The organism is Pseudomonas marincola (assembly GCF_900116605.1).
Taxonomy (GTDB): domain Bacteria; phylum Pseudomonadota; class Gammaproteobacteria; order Pseudomonadales; family Pseudomonadaceae; genus Aquipseudomonas; species Aquipseudomonas marincola.
Genome location: NZ_FPBC01000005.1, coordinates 125,375 through 147,349, shown reverse-complemented (window position 1 = coordinate 147,349; position 21,975 = coordinate 125,375). Strand labels below are relative to the sequence as shown.

Here is a 21,975-nt window from a genome sequence, read left to right as displayed (position 1 = left end):
AACAAGCCAGCCATCAAGTTGAGCTTCAAGCTTTCGAGCCCAAGCTTGCGCTCCCTGTTTCCGAGCGAAGGTCTGAGTCTCTTGATAGAATTGCACCCCATCACGTTTGAGCGATCTTAACCGTGTGGTGACAGTTCCATTCACCACTTTTTTGCTCTGATAGCAGCTATATCGAAAGCGACACGAGTCAGTCTATGAGTGGTAAGTCGTACCACTCATATCCAGAAAAGCGCCCTAAAATGCACCGAAACACGCAGAGCCCAATGATCCAGAAATCAGCCTCAACCCCAGTAACCACGCCGCCTGCCCTGTCCCGTCGCTTCAGCGTTGCACCCATGATGGACTGGACAGACCGTCATTGCCGGTTCTTCTTGCGCCAGCTTTCGCGCAATGCGCTGCTGTATACGGAAATGGTCACCACCGGGGCGTTGCTGCATGGCGATACGGCGCGGTTTTTGCGCCATGACGAGGCGGAGTATCCGTTGGCGTTGCAGTTGGGCGGCAGCACGCCTGCGGATTTGGCAGCCTGCGCCAAGCTTGCCGAGGCGGCGGGTTATGACGAGGTGAATCTGAATGTCGGCTGCCCGAGCGATCGGGTGCAGAATAATATGATCGGCGCCTGCCTGATGGCGCATCCGGCATTAGTGGCTGATTGCGTGAAGGCGATGCGCGATGCGGTGAGCATTCCGGTCACGGTCAAGCATCGCATCGGCATTGATGGGCGTGACAGCTATGCAGAGCTGAGTGACTTTGTCGGCACGGTACGCGATGCGGGTTGCGAGAGTTTCACTGTGCATGCGCGTATCGCGATTCTTTCGGGTTTGTCGCCGAAAGAGAACCGCGAAGTACCGCCGCTGCGTTATGAAGTGGCTGCGCAGATCAAGCAGGACTTCCCGGACCTTGAGATCATTCTCAATGGCGGCATCAAGACCCTTGAGGACTGCAAGACTCACCTCGAAACCTTCGATGGCGTGATGCTCGGCCGCGAGGCTTACCACAATCCTTATTTACTGGCGCAGGTCGATCAACAGTTGTTTGGTTGCGACAAGCCGGTGCTCAGCCGCTATGAAGCGATGCTGAGCATGCGCGGCTATATCGAGCAACATTTGCAGGAAGAGCGCGCGGCTATGCACCACGTGACTCGTCATATGCTCGGTTTGGCGCAAGGTTTCAAGGGTGCGCGGCGCTTCCGCCAATTGCTTTCGGTGGACATTCACAAGGCCCCTAATCCAATGGAACTGTTTGATCAGGCGGCTCTTTTGCTCGAAGGACATTGAGCCGGCAATCGCCCTCGGGTAATGTCATGGCATCTGCAACGACAAGGCACTGTCATGACTTCCAAGCTGGATCAACTCAAGCAGTTCACTACCGTGGTCGCCGACACCGGCGATCTCGACGCGATCGTCCGGTTAAAGCCGGTAGACGCGACCACCAACCCTTCCCTGCTGCTTAAAGCGGCCGCCATGCCGCGCTATAGCGAATTGCTCAAGCATGCCGTAAGCGCCAGCAACGGTGATCTGGGCATGGCTTGCGACCGCTTTGGTGTGGCGGTTGGCCAGGAAATTCTCAAGGTTATTCCGGGCCGTATTTCGACTGAAGTCGATGCGCGCCTTTCTTTCGACACCGAGGCCACGCTTGAGCGAGCTCATCGCCTGATTGATCTGTATCAGCAGGCCGGTATTGGTCGCGAGCGCGTACTGATCAAAATCGCTTCGACGTGGGAAGGGATTCGCGCTGCCGAGCAGCTTGAGAAAGACGGTATTCAGACCAACCTGACGCTGCTGTTCTCCTTTGCTCAGGCGCAAGCGTGCGCGGATGCCGGGGTCTTTTTGATCTCGCCTTTTGTGGGGCGGATTTACGACTGGTACAAGAAAGCCGAAGGCTGCGATTACGTGGGCGCGGCAGATCCTGGCGTGCAATCGGTGAGCCGGATTTACAAGTACTACAAGGCCAACGGCTACAAGACTGTTGTGATGGGTGCGAGCTTCCGCAACCTCAGCCAGATCGAGCAACTGGCCGGCTGTGATCGCCTGACCATCAGCCCTGAACTGCTGCAATCGCTGGCTGACGACAACGGCAAGCTTGAGCGCAAGCTCGACGTCAATGCACAAGGCGAAGCCCGTCAGAGCCTCAACCAGAGCCAATTCCGCTGGGCAATGAATGAAGACCCGATGGCAACTGAAAAGCTTGCCGAAGGCATTCGCCAGTTCGCCCGCGATCAGGAGAAGCTCGAGAAACTGCTGATCAGCTAAACGCAAACGGGGCGCCTAAGCGCCCCGTCATGCTGTAATTTCAAGACTCAGGAATGCTCAAGCGCATTGACCAGGTCATGGAAAGCTTCACGATTGGACTCGTTTAGGCCCATCAGAATCCGGTGCGCTTCCAGCACTTTAGCCCGCACCACTTCTTCCGACTGATCCTGTGACGGCAAATCGTCTAATGCCTGCGGACACGGCACCGGCTGGTCGACGATGTTGAACACCTGATCGAAACCCATCGATTGCAGCAATCGTGTGATGTCCGCGTGCGTGGTGACGACCGTGGGCAACAGGCCGATCTTCTGCCGCGACAAGATCGACAGCTTCGCCAGCAAGCCCAAGGTGGTGCTGTCGATGCTGCGCGTTTCCGTCAGATCGATGACGATCGCGGAAAAATTGAGCGCCGTGAAGATTTTTTCAATGGTCGAGTCCAGCGCGGAACAGAGCGTCAGGCGCACTTCTCCCACGAACTTAAGAACAAATGTGCCGTCAAGTTCAGCGAATTGGATTCTTCCGGGACCGATCCCAGGATTCATGCAAGGTTCCTGCATAACACCATCAATGCGATATCATCCGGCATATCAGCGAGGTTGGCCAGCCCCAAAGCTGTGCTCAACCCCTCTAAAGAGCCGCCTGCCGAGCTAACTAGCTGAGGCAGTTGGGTTTCTTTTTCCTGCAGAGTATCGCCCGGCAACAAATCGAGAATGCCGTCAGACAACAGCGTCAGGCTGAACGATTGCGGCAACTCGATCTCGTGATCCGAATATTCGGCCTCATCAAACAGACCGACCGGCAAGCCACGCCCCTGCAGATATTGTGCATCACCATTGCTATACATCACCGGCAGCGGCAAATGCCCGCCAATGCTGTACGTCAGGCGATTGGTTTGTTCATCAATCACGCCGCCAAGCATGGTCACATGCTTACCCAGTTTGCAATTGATGAGCCCGCGATTGATGTGCCCAAGCACTTCAGACGGTTTGAACTTCGGCAACGTGCCATTGCGCTTCGACTCGAAGAGCAGGCGCGTGGTCATGAACTTGAGCAATACGGTGATGAACGCCGAGGATGCACCATGGCCAGACACGTCAGCCAGATAGAATGCCACACGGTGCTCATCAACACGAAAGTAGTCGACGAAATCACCCGACAGATACAGCGACGGGATGATTCTGTGTGAGAACTGCAAATCTGCAACCTGCCAGGGTGTTTCCGGCAGCATGTTCATCTGCACCTGGCGCCCGGCATTCTGGTCTTCCTGCAACAGGTGCAAGCTGGCCTGCAGCTCACGGTTGGCAACCTCGAGTTGCTCGCCGTAACGTTTGTTTTCAAGGCGCAGATTGACCCGATCCAGCGCCCGGCGAATCGAGTGTTCAAGAACAGCCAGGTCTTCCAACGGCTTGATCAGATAATCCACCGCACCGAGGCGCAGCGCTTCGACCACATCGCCCATCACACCGGCACCGGAAACCACGATGACCGGAGCCTCGACCTCAAGCGCATTGATGCGCCGGATCAGCTCAAGTCCATCGACTTGGGGCATACGTAGATCGCATATCACCAGATCGGGGTTCTCACGCTGGAATACTTCCAGACCTTGTAGACCGTTACTGGCTTGCAAAACGTTAAAGCCGCTGTCTTCCAAGTAGGCCGCAAGGCTTGCGCGCACTACTTCGTCGTCATCAATAATCAGCAGCGTGGCACTGGTTTTGTGCATGGGATATCCAGGCAAACTACGCCGGAGATGGGTTGGCGTAAACACTGATCACCAACCCTTTCAGGCGAGCTATCAGTTCGTATTAAGGCGCAGACGGTACTCCCATCCGATTCCTGATTCAAGGGTGTGACGATCCGCAAAAGATCCACTGAATATGACTTTACACCTCAAATAGCTGGAGGCTATAACAACTGCAAACAAGTCGAGCTTATCTTTGAGGATAGCCCCATGTCTCAGGATGAACGTAATTTTACCGAAAAGCGCGATTTCCTGCGTATGCGCCTCAACTCGAACGCCACCCTTGTGTTCAACGATAACGAGTTCCCGGCCGTTTGCCGCGACCTCTCAAGCTCCGGCATGCAACTCGAAACCGAATGCGCTTTATCCTTGGGCGACCGCGTGTTGGTGCACATTGCCTCCGGGCTGGACAGCTTTGAAGACCTACAAGCAGAGGCCGAGGTTGTGCGTGTCAACGAACTGCCTGCCGGCACCAGACTGGTCGGTGTCTCGGTCATCCGGATGATCTGAGTCCGATACAACGCGTAACAAATCAGCTTTGGCGATAGTTCTTGCGCGGGCCGCTACGCAAGGGATCGAGCAAGCCAGACAAACCGTTGTGATCAATCTCCTGCATCAGCTCAAGCAATCGCCCCGTCTCGTTCTTCGGAAACCCTTCGCGGGCAAACCAGTTCAGGTAATGGCCAGGCAAGTCGGCGAATAACCGGCCCTTGTACTTGCCATAAGGCATTTCGCGGGTCACCAGTAACAACAGGTCTTCAGGTTTCATGGGCACACTTTGAAGATTTGGGCTTGGCTGCGAAGGTTAAGCCCGCGCAGCCACGCTCGCAAGCCAAAGGCTGGCATGGCTGACCTGATGCATACAGAGGTTGCCGCTCGTGAAGTTGCGCAGGCCAAGCCATTAAAACTCCGGTAAGCTGCGCACCTTGTTAGACTCAACGCAGGTTTTAAACGGCAATGCTTATCAAAGCCCTCAGAAATGGCCTCGGCCAAATCATCATCTTTCTCGACTTTATTACCCGTCCGCGCAAGATGAAACGCACCCCGCAAGCTCAGGCTGCAGTCGAGCAAAGCGCCGCCAATCTTGCCCTTTATCAGTTCAAGGCTTGCCCTTTCTGCGTTAAAACCCGCCGCACCCTGCACAAACTCAACGTGCCTGTTGTGCTGCGCGATGCCAAAAACAACGAGCAAGACCGTCAGGCGCTGCTCGAACAAGGCGGCAAGATTCAGGTGCCGTGCCTGCGCATTGAAGAGAATGGCGAGAGCAAATGGCTGTACGAATCCAAAGCCATCAATGCCTACCTTGAAGAGCGCTTTGCTGCCTGAGCAATAACCCTCACGGCGACTCAGGTCGCCAGATCGCACAATAAAAAGGGCCACTGCGTTTTACCGCAGCGGCCCTTTTTAGTTAACGCAGATTTGCCTGAACGCTACTGGGACGCAGCAACCACGTTGACCTTGCCGACCATGCCAGCCTGATAATGCCCGGCTATCAAGCAGGCAAAATCAAATACTCCGGTGCGGTTGAAGTTCCAGATCATCTCTCCAGTCTCACCCGGCGCTACATGCACCATGTACGGCTGGTGATGCTCCATTTGCACATTGCTGGCCATCATGGCCGCATGCGCATCCAGTTCGGCCTGCGTGCCCAGTACATATTCGTGCACGACCTTGCCGTCGTTATGCAGCACCACGCGGATGGTTTCACCCTCTTGCACGTCGAACTTGGCGGGCACAAACATCATCTGATCATTCATGCGCAGCTCGACAGTGCGCGTGACCAGCGCTTCATTGCCGGCAATACCCCACGGCTTTTGCTGGTTCACCTGGGTGTGCTCACCTTGCATATCGTGATGCATCGCGTGGGAATCGTCGTGACCTTGGGCGGCCATTGCGGAGCTGGCCATGCTGATTACAGTCGCGACTGCAACCATGGAAAAAGTCATGCTGGTAAACATATTCAATCCTCAATAACTGATAAAAACTCGGCACAGGCGGGAGTTGATCAGACGCGTGGAGGCGGTAAGGCAATCTCTGGAATATGTTGACTAAACAAGCTGTCGGGTATGACGACAGGTTTGGCTGCCTGCAACGGCGCCACCCCTGTCAGCGATGCGCTTTGCAGCAATGTACCGGTGCACACCTGGCAATGGCTGCACGGTGTAAGTGATGAGTCAGGGCAATGTTCAGCCGCTGAACTGGCAGACGGCGACAAGCTCTGGCAGTGAGCATTCGTACTCGCAGCATTACTCATTACCGGCAGGCAAAGGGCAAATACAACCAGCAGTACGAAACGAACAAAGCTCGACATTGGCGCTCTGGCGAAGAAGTTTAAGGGCGGCATTATCCGCTATTTAGTGCCCACACGGGATGACTTGTCCGAGGCATTTTGTCATCCCGTGTTGCGCAGCTAGCGCTGAGACTATCAGCCGAACATAGTGACATGTTTGGGATGGCTGGCAACGCGCTCGAGCCAACCACGGATCGCCGGAAACTCGGCCAGATCAAAGCCGCCTTCATCGGCGACATGGGTGTAGGCATACAGCGCGATATCGGCGATTGAGTATTGCGAACCCACCAGATATTCGGTTTGCTGCAATTGCTTTTCCATCACCCGCAGCGCCTTGTAGCCAAGCTTCTGGCAGCGCTGATACTCATCCATGCGCTCGGCAGGCATGCCTTGATAGAGCTGGATAAAGCGCGCGACTGCCACATTCGGCTCGTGGCTATATTGCTCGAAGAACTGCCACTGCAGCACCTGAGTGCGCAGGCGCGGCTCGACGGGCAAAAACCCGCTGCCATCGGCGAGGAAGTTCAGAATCGCGTTGGATTCCCACAAGCAGGTGCCATCTTCAAGCTCAAGCACCGGAATCTTGCCGTTAGGGTTCTTGGCCAGAAACGCTTCGCCCTGAGTCTCGCCCTTGAGAATATCGATTGCGATCCACTCGTATGGCAAGCCCAGCAGGTGCAGCATCAGCTTGACCTTGTAGCAGTTGCCCGAACGCAGATCACCGTAAACCTTCAACATAACCAGCCTCCTCTACTGTGCAGCACTGAGAAATCAGCCCTGACGCTCCCTATCATTCAAACCCGGAGCAGGCATCACAGCCCGCCCCGCCCGCCTCACGCTGCCAGACTGGCCTGCGCTTCACGGATTACCTGTGCAAGACGCTTAAGACCTTCACCCAGGCGCTCTGGCGCCACGTGACTGAAGTTCAAGCGTAGATGACCCGGATTCTGCTCGGGATCAATAAAGAACGGTTCGCCCGGCATGAACGCAACATTCTGCGCCAACGCCGGTGCCAGCAATGTACGGGTATCAAGTGGCTGCTTGAGTGTCAGCCAGAAGAACAACCCGCCTTGCGGCACTTGCCAGTCGGCCAGATCAGCGAAATGCTCTTCCAGGCACGCCTGCATCGCATCACGACGCTGACGATAGAAGTCGCGCAATTGCGCCAGATGATCGCGATGCTGCTGGCTTCCCAGCCACTGCAGCGCCTGCCACTGACCTACACGGTTAGTGTGCAGGTCTGCCGACTGTTTCAGGCGCAGCAAGTATGGATACAGGTCCGGCGTGGCAATCAGGTAGCCCACACGCAAACCGGGCAACAAGGTTTTCGACACAGTGCCGGTGTAGATCCAGCTGGCTTTTTTCAGACGGCTGACGATCGGTGTAGCGCTGCCCGCATCAAATACCAGATCACGGTACGGCTCATCTTCAATCAAGGTCACGCCGAACTCATCGAGCAACGCCGCCACAGCATCACGCTTGGCTTCGCTGTAACGCACCGCGGATGGGTTCTGGAAAGTAGGAATCAGGTAGGCGAATGCCGGCTTGTGCGCCTCTAGACGCTGGCGCAAGGCATCGAGCATCGGGCCATCCGACTCTTGCGGCACGGCAATGCAATCTGCGCCAAACAACTGGAATGCCTGCAAAGCGGCCAGATAGGTCGGCGCTTCAACCAACACTTCGGTGCCCGGATCAATGAACAGTTTGCTCGCCAGATCGAGGGTCTGCTGTGAGCCGCTGACGATCAAAACCTGGCTGGCATCGCAAGGAACGCCCAGCGCACGAGCCTCGGCGGCGATCACTTCACGCAGTGCCGGCTCGCCTTCGCTCATGCCGTACTGGCCCATGCTGGTGGGCATGTCGGCCCACTCGACTTTCGGCAACATGGGTTCTGCCGGCAAGCCGCCAGCAAATGACATGACTTCCGGGCGCTGCGCTGCCGCCAGAATTTCGCGGATCAGGGAGCTTTTGAGGCGAGCAACACGTTCAGAGAAAGCCATTCATATCACCAGTAGCACGAGTCGGGGGAAATAGGTCAAACTGCTTGACTGAAACTACGCTGACTTGAGTAGATACGTCAATATGCTTGACCTTAAAAATCCGACCGCTCAGCAAGCTGCGATGGAAGCATTTTTCTTTGGTTATCAGGCGTTCACCGCCAAAGCCGATGAAATGCTGGCGCGTCGTGGGCTTTCACGCGTGCATCATCGCATCCTGTTTTTCATCGCCCGCCATCCCGGCTTGAGCGTAAAAGAATTGCTCGGCTATCTGGGCGTCAGCAAGCAGGCACTGAGTACTCCGCTGCGCCAATTGCTGGAAATGCATCTGGTGCAAAGCGTCACCGCCAACGACGACAAGCGTAAGCGTTTGCTCGACTTCACCGCTGAAGGGGCAAAACTGGAAAAAGCCCTGCGCCGCGAACAGACCCGGCTGCTGCAAAAGGCTTTTGGCGAAACAGGTGAAGCCGCCGCGCAAAGCTGGATACAAGTGAATCTGGCATTGGGTAAAAGCCGCTAGAACAGCTTTAGGGTTACAGCAATAAAGCTGAAACTGTATCGGTCGATTTACTCCATGGCTGTACGGCGACGAAGGCTCAAACAGCGCTTAGGCTCTGTATTCGTCTCCCGAGGCCATCATCATGACCGCTGAATTACTCGTCGCCTTTATCGCGTTCGCCTTCGTTACTTCTGTGACCCCCGGCCCCAACAACATGATGCTGCTGACCTCGGGCGTGAACTTCGGCCTGCGTCGCAGCGTGCCGCACATGCTGGGGATCAGCCTCGGTTTTATGGTGCTGGTGATCGCCGTCGGCCTTGGGCTTGGCGAACTGTTCACTCAATTCCCGCCCCTGTATGAAGTGCTGCGTTATCTCGGCGCCGCCTATCTTTTGTATCTGGCCTGGAAAATCTCAGGCTCGGGCGCTCCGAACAGTGACGTCACCGCCAATGCAAATCCCTTTACCTTCTTGCAAGCGGCGGCGTTTCAATGGGTAAATCCCAAGGCCTGGGTAATGGCCATTGGCGCGATTACCACTTACACCCCGCACGAGAACTTTCTGTTCAATGTGCTGCTGATTGCCGGCCTGTTTGCGCTGGTAAACTGCCCAAGCGTGGCCATCTGGACCGTTGCCGGCAGCATGTTGCGCAAGTGGCTGAGCAACCCGCGGGTTTTGCGGGTTTTCAATATCGGCATGGCGTTGCTGCTGGTGGCATCGCTCTACCCGATTCTGGTTGATGTGAAAGGAACAATTTGATGGCTGAAGCTGCACAAACCCCGCTGCGACCACTCGCTGACAGTTCTGCCTCTGCCGTAGTGGCAGGCTTCATCGCAATGCTCACCGGCTACACCAGTTCCCTGGTACTGATGTTTCAGGCAGGCCAGGCCGCCGGTTTGAGCAATGGCCAGATATCCTCATGGATCTGGGCACTGTCAATTGGCATGGCCATCACCTGCATCGGCTTGTCTTTGCGTTATCGGGCGCCCGTGATGATCGCGTGGTCGACGCCTGGTGCCGCACTGCTCATCAGCAGCCTGCCGGGCGTGCCATACAGCGAGGCGATTGGCGCGTACATCATCTGTTCAGGCTTGATCGTGATATGCGGCATTACGGGCAGCTTCGACCGTTTCATGCGCCACATACCGGCCTCTATCGCGGCGGCGCTGCTGGCGGGTGTGCTGTTCAAAATCGGCCTCGAAATTTGCGTCGCCGCCGAGCAGCAACCGGTTCTGGTGGTGAGCATGTTGCTCGCCTATCTGCTCGGCAAGCGCCTGATGCCACGTTATGCGGTGCTGGCGGCGCTGGTTGTCGGCTGCGTGCTTGCGGGTATTTTCGGCCTGCTCAACTTCGAGAATTTTCATCTGGAATTGGCGACACCGGTCTGGACTACGCCGAGTTTCTCGCTGGCCGCGACCATCAGCATCGGCATCCCGTTGTTCATTGTGGCCATGACTTCGCAGAACCTGCCTGGCATGGCGGTCTTGCGCGCTAACGGTTATCAGGTGCCGGCTTCGCCACTGCTCAACACCACCGGGATTTTCTCGATTCTGCTGGCACCATTCGGCTCGCACGGCATTCACATGGCCGCCATCAGCGCCGCGATTTGCGCGGGCCCGGAAGCCCATGAAGACCCGAACAAACGCTACACAGCTGCCGTCTGGTGCGGAGTGTTTTACGGCATTGCCGGTATCTTCGGCGCAACCATGGCGGCGCTGTTTGCAGCTCTGCCGAAAGCCTTGATCCTGTCGATTGCCGCGCTGGCGCTGTTCGCCTCGATCATCGGCGGCCTGACCCAGGCCATGAGCGTGCCCAAAGAACGTGAAGCGGCGCTGATCACCTTTCTGGTGACGGCTTCGGGGATGACGCTGTTCTCGGTAGGCTCAGCATTCTGGGGGATCGTCGCGGGCCTGCTGACGCTGGTGATTCTCAACGCCGGCAAGAAAGACGCCGCCTAAGCCGGCTCAGGGATTGGTCGTGGCGTCTTGCAAAAGCTGGCGCTGCTGCGCCAATTTGTAAGCTACGTAGTACTTATAGATATTGCCGACGTAGTCCACGGTTTCGCGGCCGACAATGCGCGCGGCGCCATGTTCGACGTTGCCAAACCAGACATCGCGGTCAAGCCCGGACTTTTCCGCGAGCCGGCGAAATTTGCGTAAATTGGTTGGCCCCGCGTTGTATGCAGCGAAGGCCATCAGCACCTTGTTGGTCGGTGAGATACCGGGCTCATCGAGGTACTTCTGTTCCAGTAAACGTAAATACTTAGCGCCCGCCTCCACGTTATTGTCCGCACTCTTGGCAACATTCTTGATGCCAACTTGCGGGTCTGCTGCCGTGCTTGGCAGGATCTGCATAACCCCGACTGCCCCGTTCGGGCTGCGCGCCTGCTGATCCAGCCGCGATTCTTGGTATCCCTGCGCCATGAGCATCAGGTAATCGAAATCGTAGGTTTGCGCATGCTTCTTGAATATCTCGACCAGCGACTTGAATTTGGCCAACTCGCGCGCAGAAGTCGGGTCCACGATAGAGGTCTGCTCAAGGTAATCTTTGCGCAGGCTGTTACCGAACAAGGTGCCGACTTTGTGCGCCTCTACAAACTTGTCTAATTGCTTTTTAAGCTGCGGATTGTCCGGGCGAATCGCCCAGGCAAAAGCAGAACCCTCATGCACTTTTACCGCCTCGTTGATCTGCATGTCCGGATACAGCCCAGCCCATGCCTCGGCGATATAGTGGTCGGCAACCGTCGCCGGAATAACCCCGACGTTGACCATTTCCAGCAGGTCTTCGGTTTCCAGATTCTCATCGACCAACTGAATGTCAATCGGCTTGAGCCCTTGCGCCTGAAAGGTTTTATTGAGTTCGGTAAGGTGCTCAAAATAACTGCTGGAGCGGCGCACCATCACCTGGCGCCCCGCCAACTGCGCCACTTCGGTTACCGGTTCAGTGCCTGGCGCACTGACCCAGAGCTCGCCAACGCTGACTGTAAACGGCGCGGTGAAGGCGACTTGTGCAGAGCGCTTGTCGGTGATGACCAAACCACCAGCAGCAATGTCGCCCTGACCCTTGAGCAGTTGGCTGATCAGTTCATCACGCGCCACCGGAATCAGCATCACCTGCCAGCGCACAGCAGCTTTGGGATCAGCATGATTTTTATTCAACCAGGCCGCCAGCGCTACGCTGAGGTCGTAGCTGATGCCGGCTTGCTGGCCGCGATCGACGCTGTAAAAGCTCTTGCTGTAGGGCACCAGCACCCGGACTATATGGCGTTTTTGCATGCCGGCAAAATCACCCGTCCAGAGCTTGGGCAAAGGCAGCACCAAGGCATCGACTTCGGCCTCTTCGGCCACACTCAACTCATCATCCTCAGTCGTTGAGAGCGCCACGCCAACAGCGAATGTAACGCAAAAAACGATGCCCACTGCCCACAATGCAAGGCGCTTGATTTGCATGCTCGTCACTCGTTTACCGGGATATTGATTAAAGCTCAAATCCACCCAACTGACGAACCAATCCTTCGGATTTGCAGGGGCTCGCGCGAGCCTGAGAGCACCGCTCGCGCCCTGCTCACGGGATCAAATCGCCGTTGCGCCGCCATCAACCGCCAGCGCATGCCCGGTGGTGAACGCAGCTTCATCGCTGCACAGGTACATTACGGCTGCGGCAATTTCCTCAACCCGGCCAATGCGGCCGACCGGATGCATGGCAGCGGCAAACTCCGCCATGCGCGGGTCTGCTTCATAGGCGCGGCGGAACATGTCGGTATCGATCACCGCCGGGCATACAGCATTAACCCGAATTTTCTTCTTGGCGTACTCGACAGCCGCCGACTTGGTCAGGCCGATTACCGCGTGCTTGGAAGCACTGTAAATACTCATCTTCGGTGCAGCGCCCAGACCGGCAACCGACGCTGTATTGACGATGGCACCCGCGCCTTGAGCCAGCAAAAGCGGCAATTGATGCTTCATGCACAACCACACGCCTTTAACGTTGACGTTCATGATCGCATCGAACTCGGACTCGTTACCGTCGGCCAGCTTGCCTTGCTCGATTTCGATGCCGGCATTGTTGAAGGCATAGTCGAGACGCCCAAAAGCGGCGATGGTTTGCTGCATCAGCGCCTGCACCTCGGCATCACGGGTCACGTCGCAAGGTACAAACACCGCTTCACCGCCGGCGGCCTGAATCAGCCCAACGGTGGCCTCACCGCCAGCGCTATCGAGATCAGACACCACAACTTTAAGCCCCGCCTCAGCGAACGCCAAAGCAGTTGCACGACCAATACCGGCTGCCCCGCCTGTTACCAACGCAACCTCTCCCGAATAGCTCAAGCCCATGGGTGTATCCTCTGTTTGAATAGTTATGCGCCGAGTCTAGGCTGATCAGTTATCGGCGCCCCAGCACTATCAGAAAGGCGTTTATTGCTTGATCGACTTGAGTGATTAACACCCCAATCCAATCATCACTCAAATGTATCAGTCAGCATTCTGCGCCCAGCCAACACTTGCCGATAGCACGCAGGACGGCTATCACCTATGCATCGCACTCTGCGCAATTTTTGCGTGGGCAAAATCCGCTGCCGTACAACAAGAGATCTCACCATGTCCGCTTCAATCAATCGCCAATTCCTGCTTGCTCAGCGCCCTGTCGGCCTGCCTTCGCGCGAAACCTTCGAGTTTGTTGAAACGCCGCTGGGTGAACCTGCCGACGGTCAGATCCTGGTCAAGAACGCCTATCTGTCGCTCGACCCGGCCATGCGCGGCTGGATGAACGACGCCAAGTCGTACATCCCACCAGTAGGTTTGGGTGATGTAATGCGTGCACTGGGCGTGGGCGAAGTGGTTGCCTCCAAGCACCCTGATTACGCCGTGGGCGACTTTGTAAACGGTGCGCTCGGTGTTCAGGATTATTACCTTGGCGCGCCGAGCGGTTTCTACAAGGTAGACCCCAAACGCGCTCCGCTGCCGCTGTATCTCTCGGCACTGGGCATGACCGGCATGACCGCCTACTTCGCCCTGCTGGATGTAGGCGCCCCCAAGGCCGGTGACACCGTGGTTATTTCTGGCGCAGCCGGTGCTGTCGGCAGCGTTGCCGGGCAGATCGCCAAGATCAAGGGCTGCCGTGTGATCGGCATTGCCGGTGGCGCCGAGAAGAGCAAGTTCCTGATTGACGAACTGGGCTTTGACGGCGCCATCGATTACAAGAACGAAGACCTCAACGAGGCGTTGAAGCGCGAGTGCCCGAAAGGCATCAATGTCTACTTCGATAACGTCGGTGGCGACATTCTCGATACCGTGCTCACCCGCATCGCCCCGAAGGCCCGCATCGTGATCTGCGGCGCTATCAGCCAGTACAACAACAAGGAAGCGGTAAAAGGCCCTTCCAACTACCTGTCACTGCTGGTTAACCGCGCACGCATGGAAGGCTTCGTGGTGATGGATTACGTCTCGCAGTATCAGGCAGCCGCCGCTGAAATGGCCGGCTGGCTGGCCGACGGCAAACTCAAATCCAAAGAGGATGTTGTCAGCGGTCTGGAGACTTTCCCCGAGACGCTGCTGAAACTGTTCAGCGGGGAAAACTTCGGCAAACTGGTGCTCAAGGTCTGACTATCCAGCCCGACTGACGCCGCATAAAAAAGGCCAGAGCAATTGCTCTGGCCTTTTACGTTGCACCGAGACGATTACTGGCGCATACCGCGACCGCTAACCAGCAGGCGCACGCAGGCGAAGTACAGCACGATGGTCGCCACCAACATGAAGCCAATGGCAACGCCGATGCTGATATCCGACACCCCGAGAATGCCGTAACGGAAGGCATTGACCATGTGCAGAACCGGGTTGGCCATCGACACCGTTTGCCAGAACGGCGGCAACAGCGAGATCGAGTAAAACACCCCGCCGAGATAGGTCAGCGGCGTCAGCACGAAGGTCGGAATAATCGAAATATCGTCGAAATTACGCGCGAACACTGCGTTGATGAATCCGCACAGCGAGAAGATTGTCGCCGTCATCAACACCACCAGAACGGTCAGGCCCAGATGATGAACCTGCAGGTGAGTGAAGAACAGGGACAGCAGCGTGACGATCAAGCCGACCAGCAAACCACGCGCAACGCCGCCGATGACATAACCGATAAGAATGATGTGCGGCGACACCGGCGACACCATCAGCTCTTCGATTGAACGCTGGAACTTGCTGCCGAAGAAGCTCGACACCACGTTGCCGTACGAGTTGGTAATCACCGACATCATGATCAGCCCCGGAACGATGTATTCCATGTAGCTGAAGCCGCCCATGTCACCGATCTGACGGCCGATCAAATTACCAAAGATCACAAAATACAGGACCATGGTGATCGCCGGCGGCAGCAGTGTCTGCGGCCAGATGCGGGTGAAACGGCGTATCTCGCGCACGACAATTGTGCGCAGCGCCACCATATTGGCGGCCAGTTCCGAGGTCATTTGCGGAGCACTCATTTAGGGGCCTTTACCAGATTTTTCTCTACCAGAGAAACGAACAGCTCCTCCAGGCGATTGGTTTTGTTGCGCAGGCTGCAAACATCGATATTCAGCGCGGAGAGCTGCTGGAACAGATCGGTCATGCCCTGGGTTTTCTCAACCTGAACTTCGAGGGTGTGATCATCAATCAGACGGGTCGGATAACCCTGCAACTGCGGCGCGGCTTGCAACGTTGTGGTCAGGTCGAGCAGGAAGGTCTCGACATGCAGCTTTTGTAGCAGTTCACGCATGCTGGTGTTTTCGACGATACGGCCGTGGTCGATGATGCCGATGTTGCGGCACAGCTGTTCGGCTTCTTCGAGGTAATGTGTGGTCAGAATGATGGTAATGCCACGCTCATTAAGCCCGGTCAGAAACGACCACATGGAACGGCGCAACTCGATGTCGACGCCCGCAGTGGGCTCATCGAGAATCAGCAGGCGCGGCTCATGGACCAGCGCACGGGCAATCATCAAACGGCGCTTCATGCCGCCCGAAAGTTCACGAGAAGCCACGTTGCGTTTGTCCCACAAGCCCAGCTGCTTGAGGTACTGCTCAGCGCGCTCCTTTGCCAGACGCGGTGGAATGCCGTAGTAACCCGCCTGGGTCACGACAATGTCGAAGACCTTTTCAAACTGGTTAAAGTTGAACTCTTGCGGCACAACGCCAATGCTGCGCTTGAGTTGCGCGGGATTGATGTCCAGGTCATTGCCGAAGATTTTCACGCTGCCGCTGGTTTTATTAACCAGGGTCGAGAGAATCCCGATGGTGGTGGATTTACCGGCGCCATTGGGGCCGAGCAATGCGAAAAAATCGCCTTCGGCAACATCCAGATCCAGGCCATGCAGGGCTTGGAATCCATTGCCGTAGGTTTTGGTCAACTGCCGGATGGACAGAGCGGTAGTCATAAAAAATGTGCACGCCTGATAAGAAGGAAAACATCGGCTGCCATGCAATGCGCAGCAACAAAACCAGCCAAGTCTAGCGCTAAGCAAACCTGAACGCAGTGATTGCTGAACATGAGTCGAGTCTGATTGGCACTGCACGTGCAATCATCAAGCAACCTTTGGAGGGTTGCCAGACTAGCACTGCCAGCGAAATAGTGAAGGCCTTGAAGCTGATGTTATCCATCACCGAGATTCATGGAACGCCCGCAAGGCTCGCCTCTTGGGCGAAGTCTCCGCGCATGTTCAACGTCTCGCCGTTGAACAAATGCGGGTAGATCTTGCGCAAATGCGCATAGAACAAATCCACCGGCAAGTCAGCGAATTGGCCGTGGTCGGTCAGGTACTCCATGTAGCGCTGGCCCTGAGCGTTGAACGGGTGAAACACGCTGTCATTGACGCCGTCGAACTCAAGCGCGGCCACCCCAAAAATCTCGCACAGCTCGCGGTTAAACGTGGGCGTGGCCTTGACCCAGCGGCCATGCAAATACAACTCGGTGTAGCCATGCATGGCAAACACCTCGGTGCGCAACGCCTCAAGCAGACGTGCAGTCGCCAGATGATTACGCACATCAGCCAGGCCAATGCGCGAGGGGATGTTGCAGTGGCGCGCGCATGCCGCAAGCAAAATCGCCTTGGGCACACAGTAATTTTCGGGCTGGTTTACCGCGCAGCTGGCAGTCAGGCTTTGAGGGTCAAGGCTCAGCACGTAGGGGTTATAACGAATACCATCGCGTACAGCGTTGTACAGATTAATCGCCACCTGCACAGGGTCACGAGTGGCACCGCGTACTCGTTCAGCGAACTCAACCACGGCTGGGTGGTCACTATTAATGAATCGGCCGGGCAGTAAATAGTCGTTCATGGCATTCACTCTGGTTTTTATAGAGTTTACCCATGGCATATTCGCCGTTAAAACGGCAAACCGGCCAAGTTCGCCGCGCTTATCGCCACACCGGCGCTGATGAGGGCTAAGCTCGTAGAGCACAGTACGCATTGCGCCATCATGGAGGAGTCAGAATGCTTGTAGTCTGGTTGATAGTTTTAGTCGTAGGTGTGGCTTATATCGCCCACCGGCGCACCCCACCCTTAATTGCTCTGGCAATTGTCGCGGCCTATCTATTGGCCATGGCGACATGGAGCCACGCACCTACTTTGCTGATGGCAGTGTTCTGGGTGCTCTGGCTGGTGGTTGCCCTGCCCTTGGCGTTGCCCGAACAACGCCGCCAGTGGCTGACCAAGCCGCTGTTCAAATGGTTCAAGAAAGTTCTCCCACCCATGTCCGCCACCGAGCGCGAGGCTATCGAAGCCGGCACGGTGTGGTGGGATGGCCAACTATTCAGCGGTCGTCCGGACTGGGACACACTGCTGTCTTACCCGAAGGCCAAGCTGACTGAAGAGGAACAAGCGTTTCTTGATGGCCCGACTGAAGAGTTGTGCGCCATGGTCACTGACTGGGAGATCGGCCAGCAGATGGACCTGCCGGAAAAAGCCTGGCAACACATCAAGCAGCACGGCTTCTTCGCCCTGATCATTCCTAAAGAATATGGCGGCAAGGGCTTCTCGGCCTACGCACACTCGCAAGTGGCAATGAAGCTTGCGACCCGCAGCGGTGACCTCGCCTCCACTGTTATGGTGCCAAACTCACTCGGCCCCGGCGAACTGTTGCTGCATTACGGCACTGAAGAGCAGCGCAACCATTACCTGCCACGTCTGGCCAGCGGTGAAGATATTCCCTGCTTCGGTCTTACTGGCCCCCTCGCCGGCTCCGATGCGGGCGCGATGCCGGATGTCGGCATCATCTGCAAGGGTGAATGGGAAGGTAAAGAAGTCATCGGCATGCGCCTGACCTGGGAGAAGCGCTACATCACTCTCGGGCCGGTCGCGACCCTGCTTGGCCTCGCGTTCAAGGCACTCGACCCGGATCACTTGCTTGGCGACAAGGAAGACCTGGGCATCAGCCTTGCGCTGATTCCGACCGAAACGCCGGGCGTGGAAATTGGTCGCCGTCACCTGCCATTGGGCGCCGCCTTCATGAACGGGCCGAACTCGGGCAAGGATGTTTTCCTGCCGCTCGAATACCTGATTGGTGGCCCGGAGTATCTGGGTAAAGGCTGGATGATGTTGATGAACTGCCTGTCTGTCGGGCGTTCGATCTCGCTGCCTGCTGTCGGCACTGGTGCGGCCAAGTTCACCAGCATGGTGACGGGCCAGTACTCCGAGATTCGCGAGCAGTTCAATGTGCCGATCAGCGCATTTGAAGGTATTCAGGAAGCTCTGGCGCGCATTGGCGGCAACGCCTGGATGATGGACAGCGCCCGTATCCTGACCGCCAACGCAGTGGATCTTGGCGAGAAGCCGTCCGTTCTCTCGGCCATCCTCAAGTATCACCTGACTGAGCGCGGCCGCGAATGCATCAGCCACGCAATGGATGTGCACGGCGGTAAAGGCATCATCATGGGGCCGAATAATTATCTGGGCCGTTCATGGCAAGGTGCGCCGATTTTCATCACGGTTGAAGGGGCTAACATTCTCTCGCGCAACCTGATGATCTTCGGTCAGGGCGCCATTCGCTGCCATCCGTTTGTACTCAAGGAAATGCAGCTGGCCAATGAACCGGATCAAGACCAGGCCTTGGTCGAGTTCGATGAATTGCTCATGCAGCACATTGGGTTTGCAGTCGGCAACTTTGCCAGCACGCTGGTGTTGGGCCTCAAGCTTGACGCCCTGAAAACCCAGCCGGGCGATGGCCTCAGCGCCAGGTATTTCCGCTCACTGGATCGTCTGTCGGCCGCATTCGCCATGCTCGCAGACATGAGCATGATGCTGCTGGGTGGTGAGCTGAAACGCCGCGAGCGTTTGTCAGCACGTCTTGGCGATGTACTCAGCCATCTGTATCTGGCATCGGCATCACTCAAGCGTTACCACGATCTGGATTATCCGGAGCATTCCCGCGTATTCGTAACCTGGGCACTGGAAGAGAGCCTGAGCAAAGCCGAAGAAGCACTCGACGGCATACTCAGCAACTTCCCGAACAAGTGGCTGGGCTGCGCACTGCGGATCATCGTGTTCCCACTGGGTCGCCAGCACAAAGGCCCAAGCGATGCACTGGACGCTGAGATTGCCGAGATTCTGGGTCGCAACAAAGGTGATCCGGCGCTAGAGGAAGTGCTAGAGGGTTGCTTCCGCCCACAGGACAACAAGGATGCAGTCGGCGCCCTGCAATTTGCACTCGACCAACTGGAAGCGGCCAAGCCGTTGCACAAGCAACTGCACAAAGCGCTGAAAGCGGGCGAAGTCGAAGAAGTCCCCGGGCAGAACCTGATTGCAGCAGCTGTTTCGGCCGGGGTTTTCACCGAGGAGCAAGCCGAGCAGTTGCAACAAGCTGAGAACGCCCGACGCGTGGTGATCGATGTCGATGACTTCAGCAAAGACGAACTGAAACTCAGCCGCAGCAAGGTGCGTTAATACTGCACCGGTAGCAGCCACTAACGGCTAATTTGATCAACAGCACGACAGCGGGCGCCGCGAGCTTTATACTCCGGCGCCCGTTTTTTGTTTTCAGGATCCAACCCATGGCCAACACAAACCTCGATCACCACCTTGCCCTGCTCGATCATCTGCGCAAGATTTTGGTTGCCCTGGGTGAAGCTGAACAGATTCTCGACTCCAGCCACGCCCTGTTTCTGGAGCGCTTTGATGAACTGGTCGCCGCTCTGCCGGTAGATCAGGAAGGCAGCCTGTATCTGGGCCAGGATTTGATCAGTCAGATTTTCCAGCGCTACCCGCAGATTGCCCACTTGGTCCCGCGTGACCTGCTGTGGTTCTTCGGCGGCGACTGCCTGCACTTTATGCCGGATGAAGAAATCGCAATTTACCAGCGACTCGATGAGCGTCGCTTTGAAGCCGAGGAGAACGGCGAGCCGTTTGACTGGAATCAAGAGCGTCAATTGCTGAGCATGCCGGACGAAGGCAGCAAACACTAATCACCCAAGCCCGCACAGGGCCTCTGCGCCCTGTTAGCTGCAAGTCATCAGCTGTTCAGAAGCTGTTCAGAAGCTGTCATTTCACGGTCATTGTTTGGTCATGTTTAGCCCCTATGTTGGACTAGACCATACCAAGGATGACCGTTATGCCAACCCCGCCCTCAAACTTCACAGCGGTTCTTTTGGGACTCTCCGGATGCCTTGTAGATTTTGGCGCGCGCGGTAAAACCGCAACACCCGCATCCGTTCATCCTTTCAGTCACGGCGCCGCTGCTACCCGCCTTGAGCCAGATTGGGCTGAAACTCAGCCGATAAGCAGCGAGCAAGCCCAACCAACACCCGGCGCGCTTGAGCTACTGTTTGCATTGCAACGCAAAAACATCACCTGCGCCTGGATTGATGATATAGCCCCGCAAACAGCGAGCGCCTTGACTCAGGAACTACCTGACTGGCTCGACGGCTGCCTGGCTAAACGCGCATGGCCGGCGCCGGATGCGTGCTGGCAGGCCCTGATCGACTTGCAGGCTGAACAACACTCGGGCTGCATTCTGATTGGCAGTGATCCGCAAATGCTCCAGGCCGCATTAAATGCGGGCTTCTGGACAGTGGGGCTGGCTGCCTGTGGCGCAGCCTGTGGGAAGAGCCTTGCAGAGTGGCAACGCCTCGACGCGCAAACCCGTGAAAAACTGCGCGCCGACGCAACCTTGCAGCTCTATCGGCTGGGCGTGCACTCAGTGATAGACGACCTGACCGACGCGCAATCGTGTCTGGCTGAACTTTATAAACGCTACAGCAAAGGTGAAAGACCATGACCCTGAGCCGCACCGACTTTATCGCCCAGGTGGAGCAACTGTTTGCCAACCAAGGCCTGGCGCAATACGGTGAAGATATCAGCCAGACCCAGCACGCACTGCAATGCGCGACCCTTGCGCAGCGATCAGGCTGCAGTGAAAGCCTGATAGTTGCAGCGCTGCTGCACGACATCGGGCATTTATACGAGTCACCCGAAGCAAGTGCCGCACACGACCTGCGCCACGAAGAACAGGCGGCCAATCTGCTGCGACATGTATTACCCGAGAGCGTATGGCAGCCCATTCGTTTGCATGTAGCCGCTAAACGCTATTTTTGCGCCGTCGACCCGGCCTATCACGCGGATCTTTCCAAAGCCTCAAGGGACAGCCTGGCCTTACAGGGCGGCCCCTTTGACCCGAGCGCCGCCAACGCTTTCTTACGCGCACCGTTTGCGAAGGACGCCTTGACCCTCAGACGCCTCGACGACCTGGGTAAAGATCCACACATGCAAACGCCACAGTTGAGCCATTTCTATCCCCTGATAGAAAACCTGTTAGTGGCTCACGAGCAGTCTGCATAAGCGGCAGTCAAAAGCGGCGCGCGCATAGCGATAAAACAGGCAAAAGACGCATCCATGGATTAATCTTTAATCAGGCAGGGATTTTTGCGGCCTGCCGAGGGTCAATCTATTTGTGTATCTATTAAGGGAGCGTCTCATGCCTGCAAACGAACTGCGGCAGCAATTGGAAGACCTGCGTGCGCAACTGGCGCAAAAACCTGCGCTGACTGAAGAAGATCGCGCGTCGCTGTACATCCTCACTCAGGAAATCGAGCTGCAACTGGCGCAAGACGCTGCAGCTGCTCCCGATGCAACCTTGGTAGACGGCGTCAACCTCGCGGTTGAACGTTTTGAAGTGAGCCACCCGACCCTCGCCGGAAGCTTGCGCAACATTCTGCAGAGCTTGGCCAATATGGGTATTTAA

Annotated in this window: 25 protein-coding genes and 1 pseudogene; 14 read left to right on the top strand and 12 right to left on the bottom strand. The window is 56.5% G+C overall.

Annotated features, from left to right (window positions below):
- Window positions 1–12 precede the first annotated feature (12 nt).
- Window positions 13–147, bottom strand: a pseudogene (locus BM395_RS23840) (site-specific integrase); the annotation flags it as partial.
- 116 nt (window positions 148–263) lie between these two features.
- Between BM395_RS23840 and dusA the strand changes: the two are divergent.
- Both dusA and tal read left to right on the top strand, forming a co-directional pair.
- A complete protein-coding gene (gene dusA / locus BM395_RS10165; protein WP_090511325.1) occupies window positions 264–1,277 on the top strand; it encodes a tRNA dihydrouridine(20/20a) synthase DusA in 1,014 nt (337 codons plus the stop codon).
- A gap of 54 nt (window positions 1,278–1,331) precedes the next feature.
- A complete protein-coding gene (tal, locus tag BM395_RS10160; protein WP_069899813.1) occupies window positions 1,332–2,252 on the top strand; it encodes a transaldolase in 921 nt (306 codons plus the stop codon).
- A gap of 47 nt (window positions 2,253–2,299) precedes the next feature.
- Here the strand turns inward: tal and rssC are convergent, their stop codons facing one another.
- Together rssC and rssB are read right to left on the bottom strand one after the other, a co-directional pair.
- Entirely contained in the window at window positions 2,300–2,782 is a 483-nt protein-coding gene (rssC, locus tag BM395_RS10155) for an anti-sigma factor antagonist RssC (RefSeq protein ID WP_090511776.1), read from the bottom strand.
- An 8-nt stretch (window positions 2,783–2,790) separates the two neighbouring features.
- Entirely contained in the window at window positions 2,791–3,975 is a 1,185-nt protein-coding gene (rssB, locus tag BM395_RS10150) for a two-component system response regulator RssB (protein WP_090511321.1), read from the bottom strand.
- A gap of 228 nt (window positions 3,976–4,203) precedes the next feature.
- Here rssB and BM395_RS10145 point away from each other — a divergent pair, with 228 nt between their 5' ends.
- On the top strand, window positions 4,204–4,503 hold the full coding sequence (locus tag BM395_RS10145) for a PilZ domain-containing protein (protein ID WP_090511318.1): 300 nt from the start codon (window positions 4,204–4,206) through the stop codon (window positions 4,501–4,503).
- A 22-nt stretch (window positions 4,504–4,525) separates the two neighbouring features.
- Here the strand turns inward: BM395_RS10145 and BM395_RS10140 are convergent, their stop codons facing one another.
- A complete protein-coding gene (locus BM395_RS10140; protein ID WP_069899817.1) occupies window positions 4,526–4,762 on the bottom strand; it encodes a DUF3820 family protein in 237 nt (78 codons plus the stop codon).
- 188 nt (window positions 4,763–4,950) lie between these two features.
- On the opposite strand from BM395_RS10140, the gene BM395_RS10135 reads away from it, so the two are divergent.
- Window positions 4,951–5,319 carry a glutaredoxin domain-containing protein gene (locus BM395_RS10135; protein ID WP_069899818.1) on the top strand — a complete coding sequence of 123 codons (369 nt, stop codon included), beginning with the start codon at window positions 4,951–4,953 and terminating at the stop codon, window positions 5,317–5,319.
- A gap of 104 nt (window positions 5,320–5,423) precedes the next feature.
- On the opposite strand, the gene BM395_RS10130 is transcribed toward BM395_RS10135, so the two are convergent.
- Window positions 5,424–5,951, bottom strand: a complete 528-nt coding sequence (locus tag BM395_RS10130) for a cupredoxin domain-containing protein (protein WP_244528969.1) — start codon at window positions 5,949–5,951, stop codon at window positions 5,424–5,426.
- 108 nt (window positions 5,952–6,059) lie between these two features.
- On the opposite strand from BM395_RS10130, the gene BM395_RS23335 reads away from it, so the two are divergent.
- Window positions 6,060–6,221, top strand: coding sequence for a hypothetical protein (locus tag BM395_RS23335; protein ID WP_170860582.1), 162 nt, complete (start codon window positions 6,060–6,062; stop codon window positions 6,219–6,221).
- Window positions 6,222–6,418: 197 nt separating this feature from the next.
- Here the strand turns inward: BM395_RS23335 and BM395_RS10125 are convergent, their stop codons facing one another.
- Both BM395_RS10125 and BM395_RS10120 read right to left on the bottom strand, forming a co-directional pair.
- The gene (locus BM395_RS10125) at window positions 6,419–7,021 is read right to left on the bottom strand and encodes a glutathione S-transferase family protein (RefSeq protein ID WP_090511315.1); all 603 of its coding nucleotides are present in this window, start codon (window positions 7,019–7,021) and stop codon (window positions 6,419–6,421) included.
- Between the two features lie 95 nt (window positions 7,022–7,116).
- Window positions 7,117–8,283, bottom strand: coding sequence for an aminotransferase-like domain-containing protein (locus BM395_RS10120; RefSeq protein ID WP_069899820.1), 1,167 nt, complete (start codon window positions 8,281–8,283; stop codon window positions 7,117–7,119).
- An 82-nt stretch (window positions 8,284–8,365) separates the two neighbouring features.
- Here BM395_RS10120 and BM395_RS10115 point away from each other — a divergent pair, with 82 nt between their 5' ends.
- The 3 genes from BM395_RS10115 (at window position 8,366) to BM395_RS10105 (ending at window position 10,735) form a co-directional block, all read left to right on the top strand.
- The gene (locus tag BM395_RS10115; protein WP_069899821.1) at window positions 8,366–8,800 is read left to right on the top strand and encodes a MarR family winged helix-turn-helix transcriptional regulator; all 435 of its coding nucleotides are present in this window, start codon (window positions 8,366–8,368) and stop codon (window positions 8,798–8,800) included.
- Window positions 8,801–8,921: 121 nt separating this feature from the next.
- Window positions 8,922–9,536, top strand: coding sequence for a LysE family translocator (locus BM395_RS10110; RefSeq protein WP_090511309.1), 615 nt, complete (start codon window positions 8,922–8,924; stop codon window positions 9,534–9,536).
- The gene (locus BM395_RS10105) at window positions 9,536–10,735 is read left to right on the top strand and encodes a benzoate/H(+) symporter BenE family transporter (RefSeq protein ID WP_090511306.1); all 1,200 of its coding nucleotides are present in this window, start codon (window positions 9,536–9,538) and stop codon (window positions 10,733–10,735) included. Before BM395_RS10110 ends, BM395_RS10105 begins: the two co-directional genes overlap by 1 nt.
- 6 nt (window positions 10,736–10,741) lie before the next feature.
- Here the strand turns inward: BM395_RS10105 and BM395_RS10100 are convergent, their stop codons facing one another.
- Together BM395_RS10100 and BM395_RS10095 are read right to left on the bottom strand one after the other, a co-directional pair.
- Complete coding sequence (locus tag BM395_RS10100; protein ID WP_090511302.1) at window positions 10,742–12,226, bottom strand: MltF family protein; 1,485 nt, start codon at window positions 12,224–12,226, stop codon at window positions 10,742–10,744.
- Between the two features lie 123 nt (window positions 12,227–12,349).
- The gene (locus BM395_RS10095) at window positions 12,350–13,111 is read right to left on the bottom strand and encodes an SDR family oxidoreductase (RefSeq protein ID WP_090511300.1); all 762 of its coding nucleotides are present in this window, start codon (window positions 13,109–13,111) and stop codon (window positions 12,350–12,352) included.
- A gap of 264 nt (window positions 13,112–13,375) precedes the next feature.
- Between BM395_RS10095 and BM395_RS10090 the strand changes: the two genes are divergently transcribed.
- Window positions 13,376–14,380 carry an NADP-dependent oxidoreductase gene (locus BM395_RS10090; RefSeq protein WP_090511297.1) on the top strand — a complete coding sequence of 335 codons (1,005 nt, stop codon included), beginning with the start codon at window positions 13,376–13,378 and terminating at the stop codon, window positions 14,378–14,380.
- A 74-nt stretch (window positions 14,381–14,454) separates the two neighbouring features.
- On the opposite strand, the gene BM395_RS10085 is transcribed toward BM395_RS10090, so the two are convergent.
- The 3 genes from BM395_RS10085 to BM395_RS10075 form a co-directional block, all read right to left on the bottom strand.
- Window positions 14,455–15,234, bottom strand: coding sequence for an ABC transporter permease (locus BM395_RS10085; RefSeq protein WP_069899883.1), 780 nt, complete (start codon window positions 15,232–15,234; stop codon window positions 14,455–14,457).
- A gap of 11 nt (window positions 15,235–15,245) precedes the next feature.
- A complete protein-coding gene (locus tag BM395_RS10080; protein ID WP_090511294.1) occupies window positions 15,246–16,178 on the bottom strand; it encodes an ABC transporter ATP-binding protein in 933 nt (310 codons plus the stop codon).
- 232 nt (window positions 16,179–16,410) lie between these two features.
- On the bottom strand, window positions 16,411–17,079 hold the full coding sequence (locus BM395_RS10075) for a transglutaminase-like domain-containing protein (RefSeq protein WP_090511291.1): 669 nt from the start codon (window positions 17,077–17,079) through the stop codon (window positions 16,411–16,413).
- 155 nt (window positions 17,080–17,234) lie between these two features.
- Here BM395_RS10075 and BM395_RS10070 point away from each other — a divergent pair, with 155 nt between their 5' ends.
- The 5 genes from BM395_RS10070 (at window position 17,235) to BM395_RS10050 (ending at window position 21,975) form a co-directional block, all read left to right on the top strand.
- Window positions 17,235–19,682 carry an acyl-CoA dehydrogenase gene (locus BM395_RS10070; protein ID WP_090511289.1) on the top strand — a complete coding sequence of 816 codons (2,448 nt, stop codon included), beginning with the start codon at window positions 17,235–17,237 and terminating at the stop codon, window positions 19,680–19,682.
- 107 nt (window positions 19,683–19,789) lie between these two features.
- Entirely contained in the window at window positions 19,790–20,200 is a 411-nt protein-coding gene (locus BM395_RS10065) for a PA2817 family protein (protein ID WP_069899830.1), read from the top strand.
- A gap of 128 nt (window positions 20,201–20,328) precedes the next feature.
- Window positions 20,329–21,012, top strand: a complete 684-nt coding sequence (gene pcrP, locus BM395_RS10060) for an HAD superfamily inactivated hydrolase PcrP (RefSeq protein ID WP_425287602.1) — start codon at window positions 20,329–20,331, stop codon at window positions 21,010–21,012.
- On the top strand, window positions 21,009–21,572 hold the full coding sequence (locus tag BM395_RS10055) for a phosphonate degradation HD-domain oxygenase (RefSeq protein ID WP_090511283.1): 564 nt from the start codon (window positions 21,009–21,011) through the stop codon (window positions 21,570–21,572). Before pcrP ends, BM395_RS10055 begins: the two co-directional genes overlap by 4 nt.
- A gap of 136 nt (window positions 21,573–21,708) precedes the next feature.
- Complete coding sequence (locus BM395_RS10050; RefSeq protein ID WP_069899833.1) at window positions 21,709–21,975, top strand: DUF4404 family protein; 267 nt, start codon at window positions 21,709–21,711, stop codon at window positions 21,973–21,975.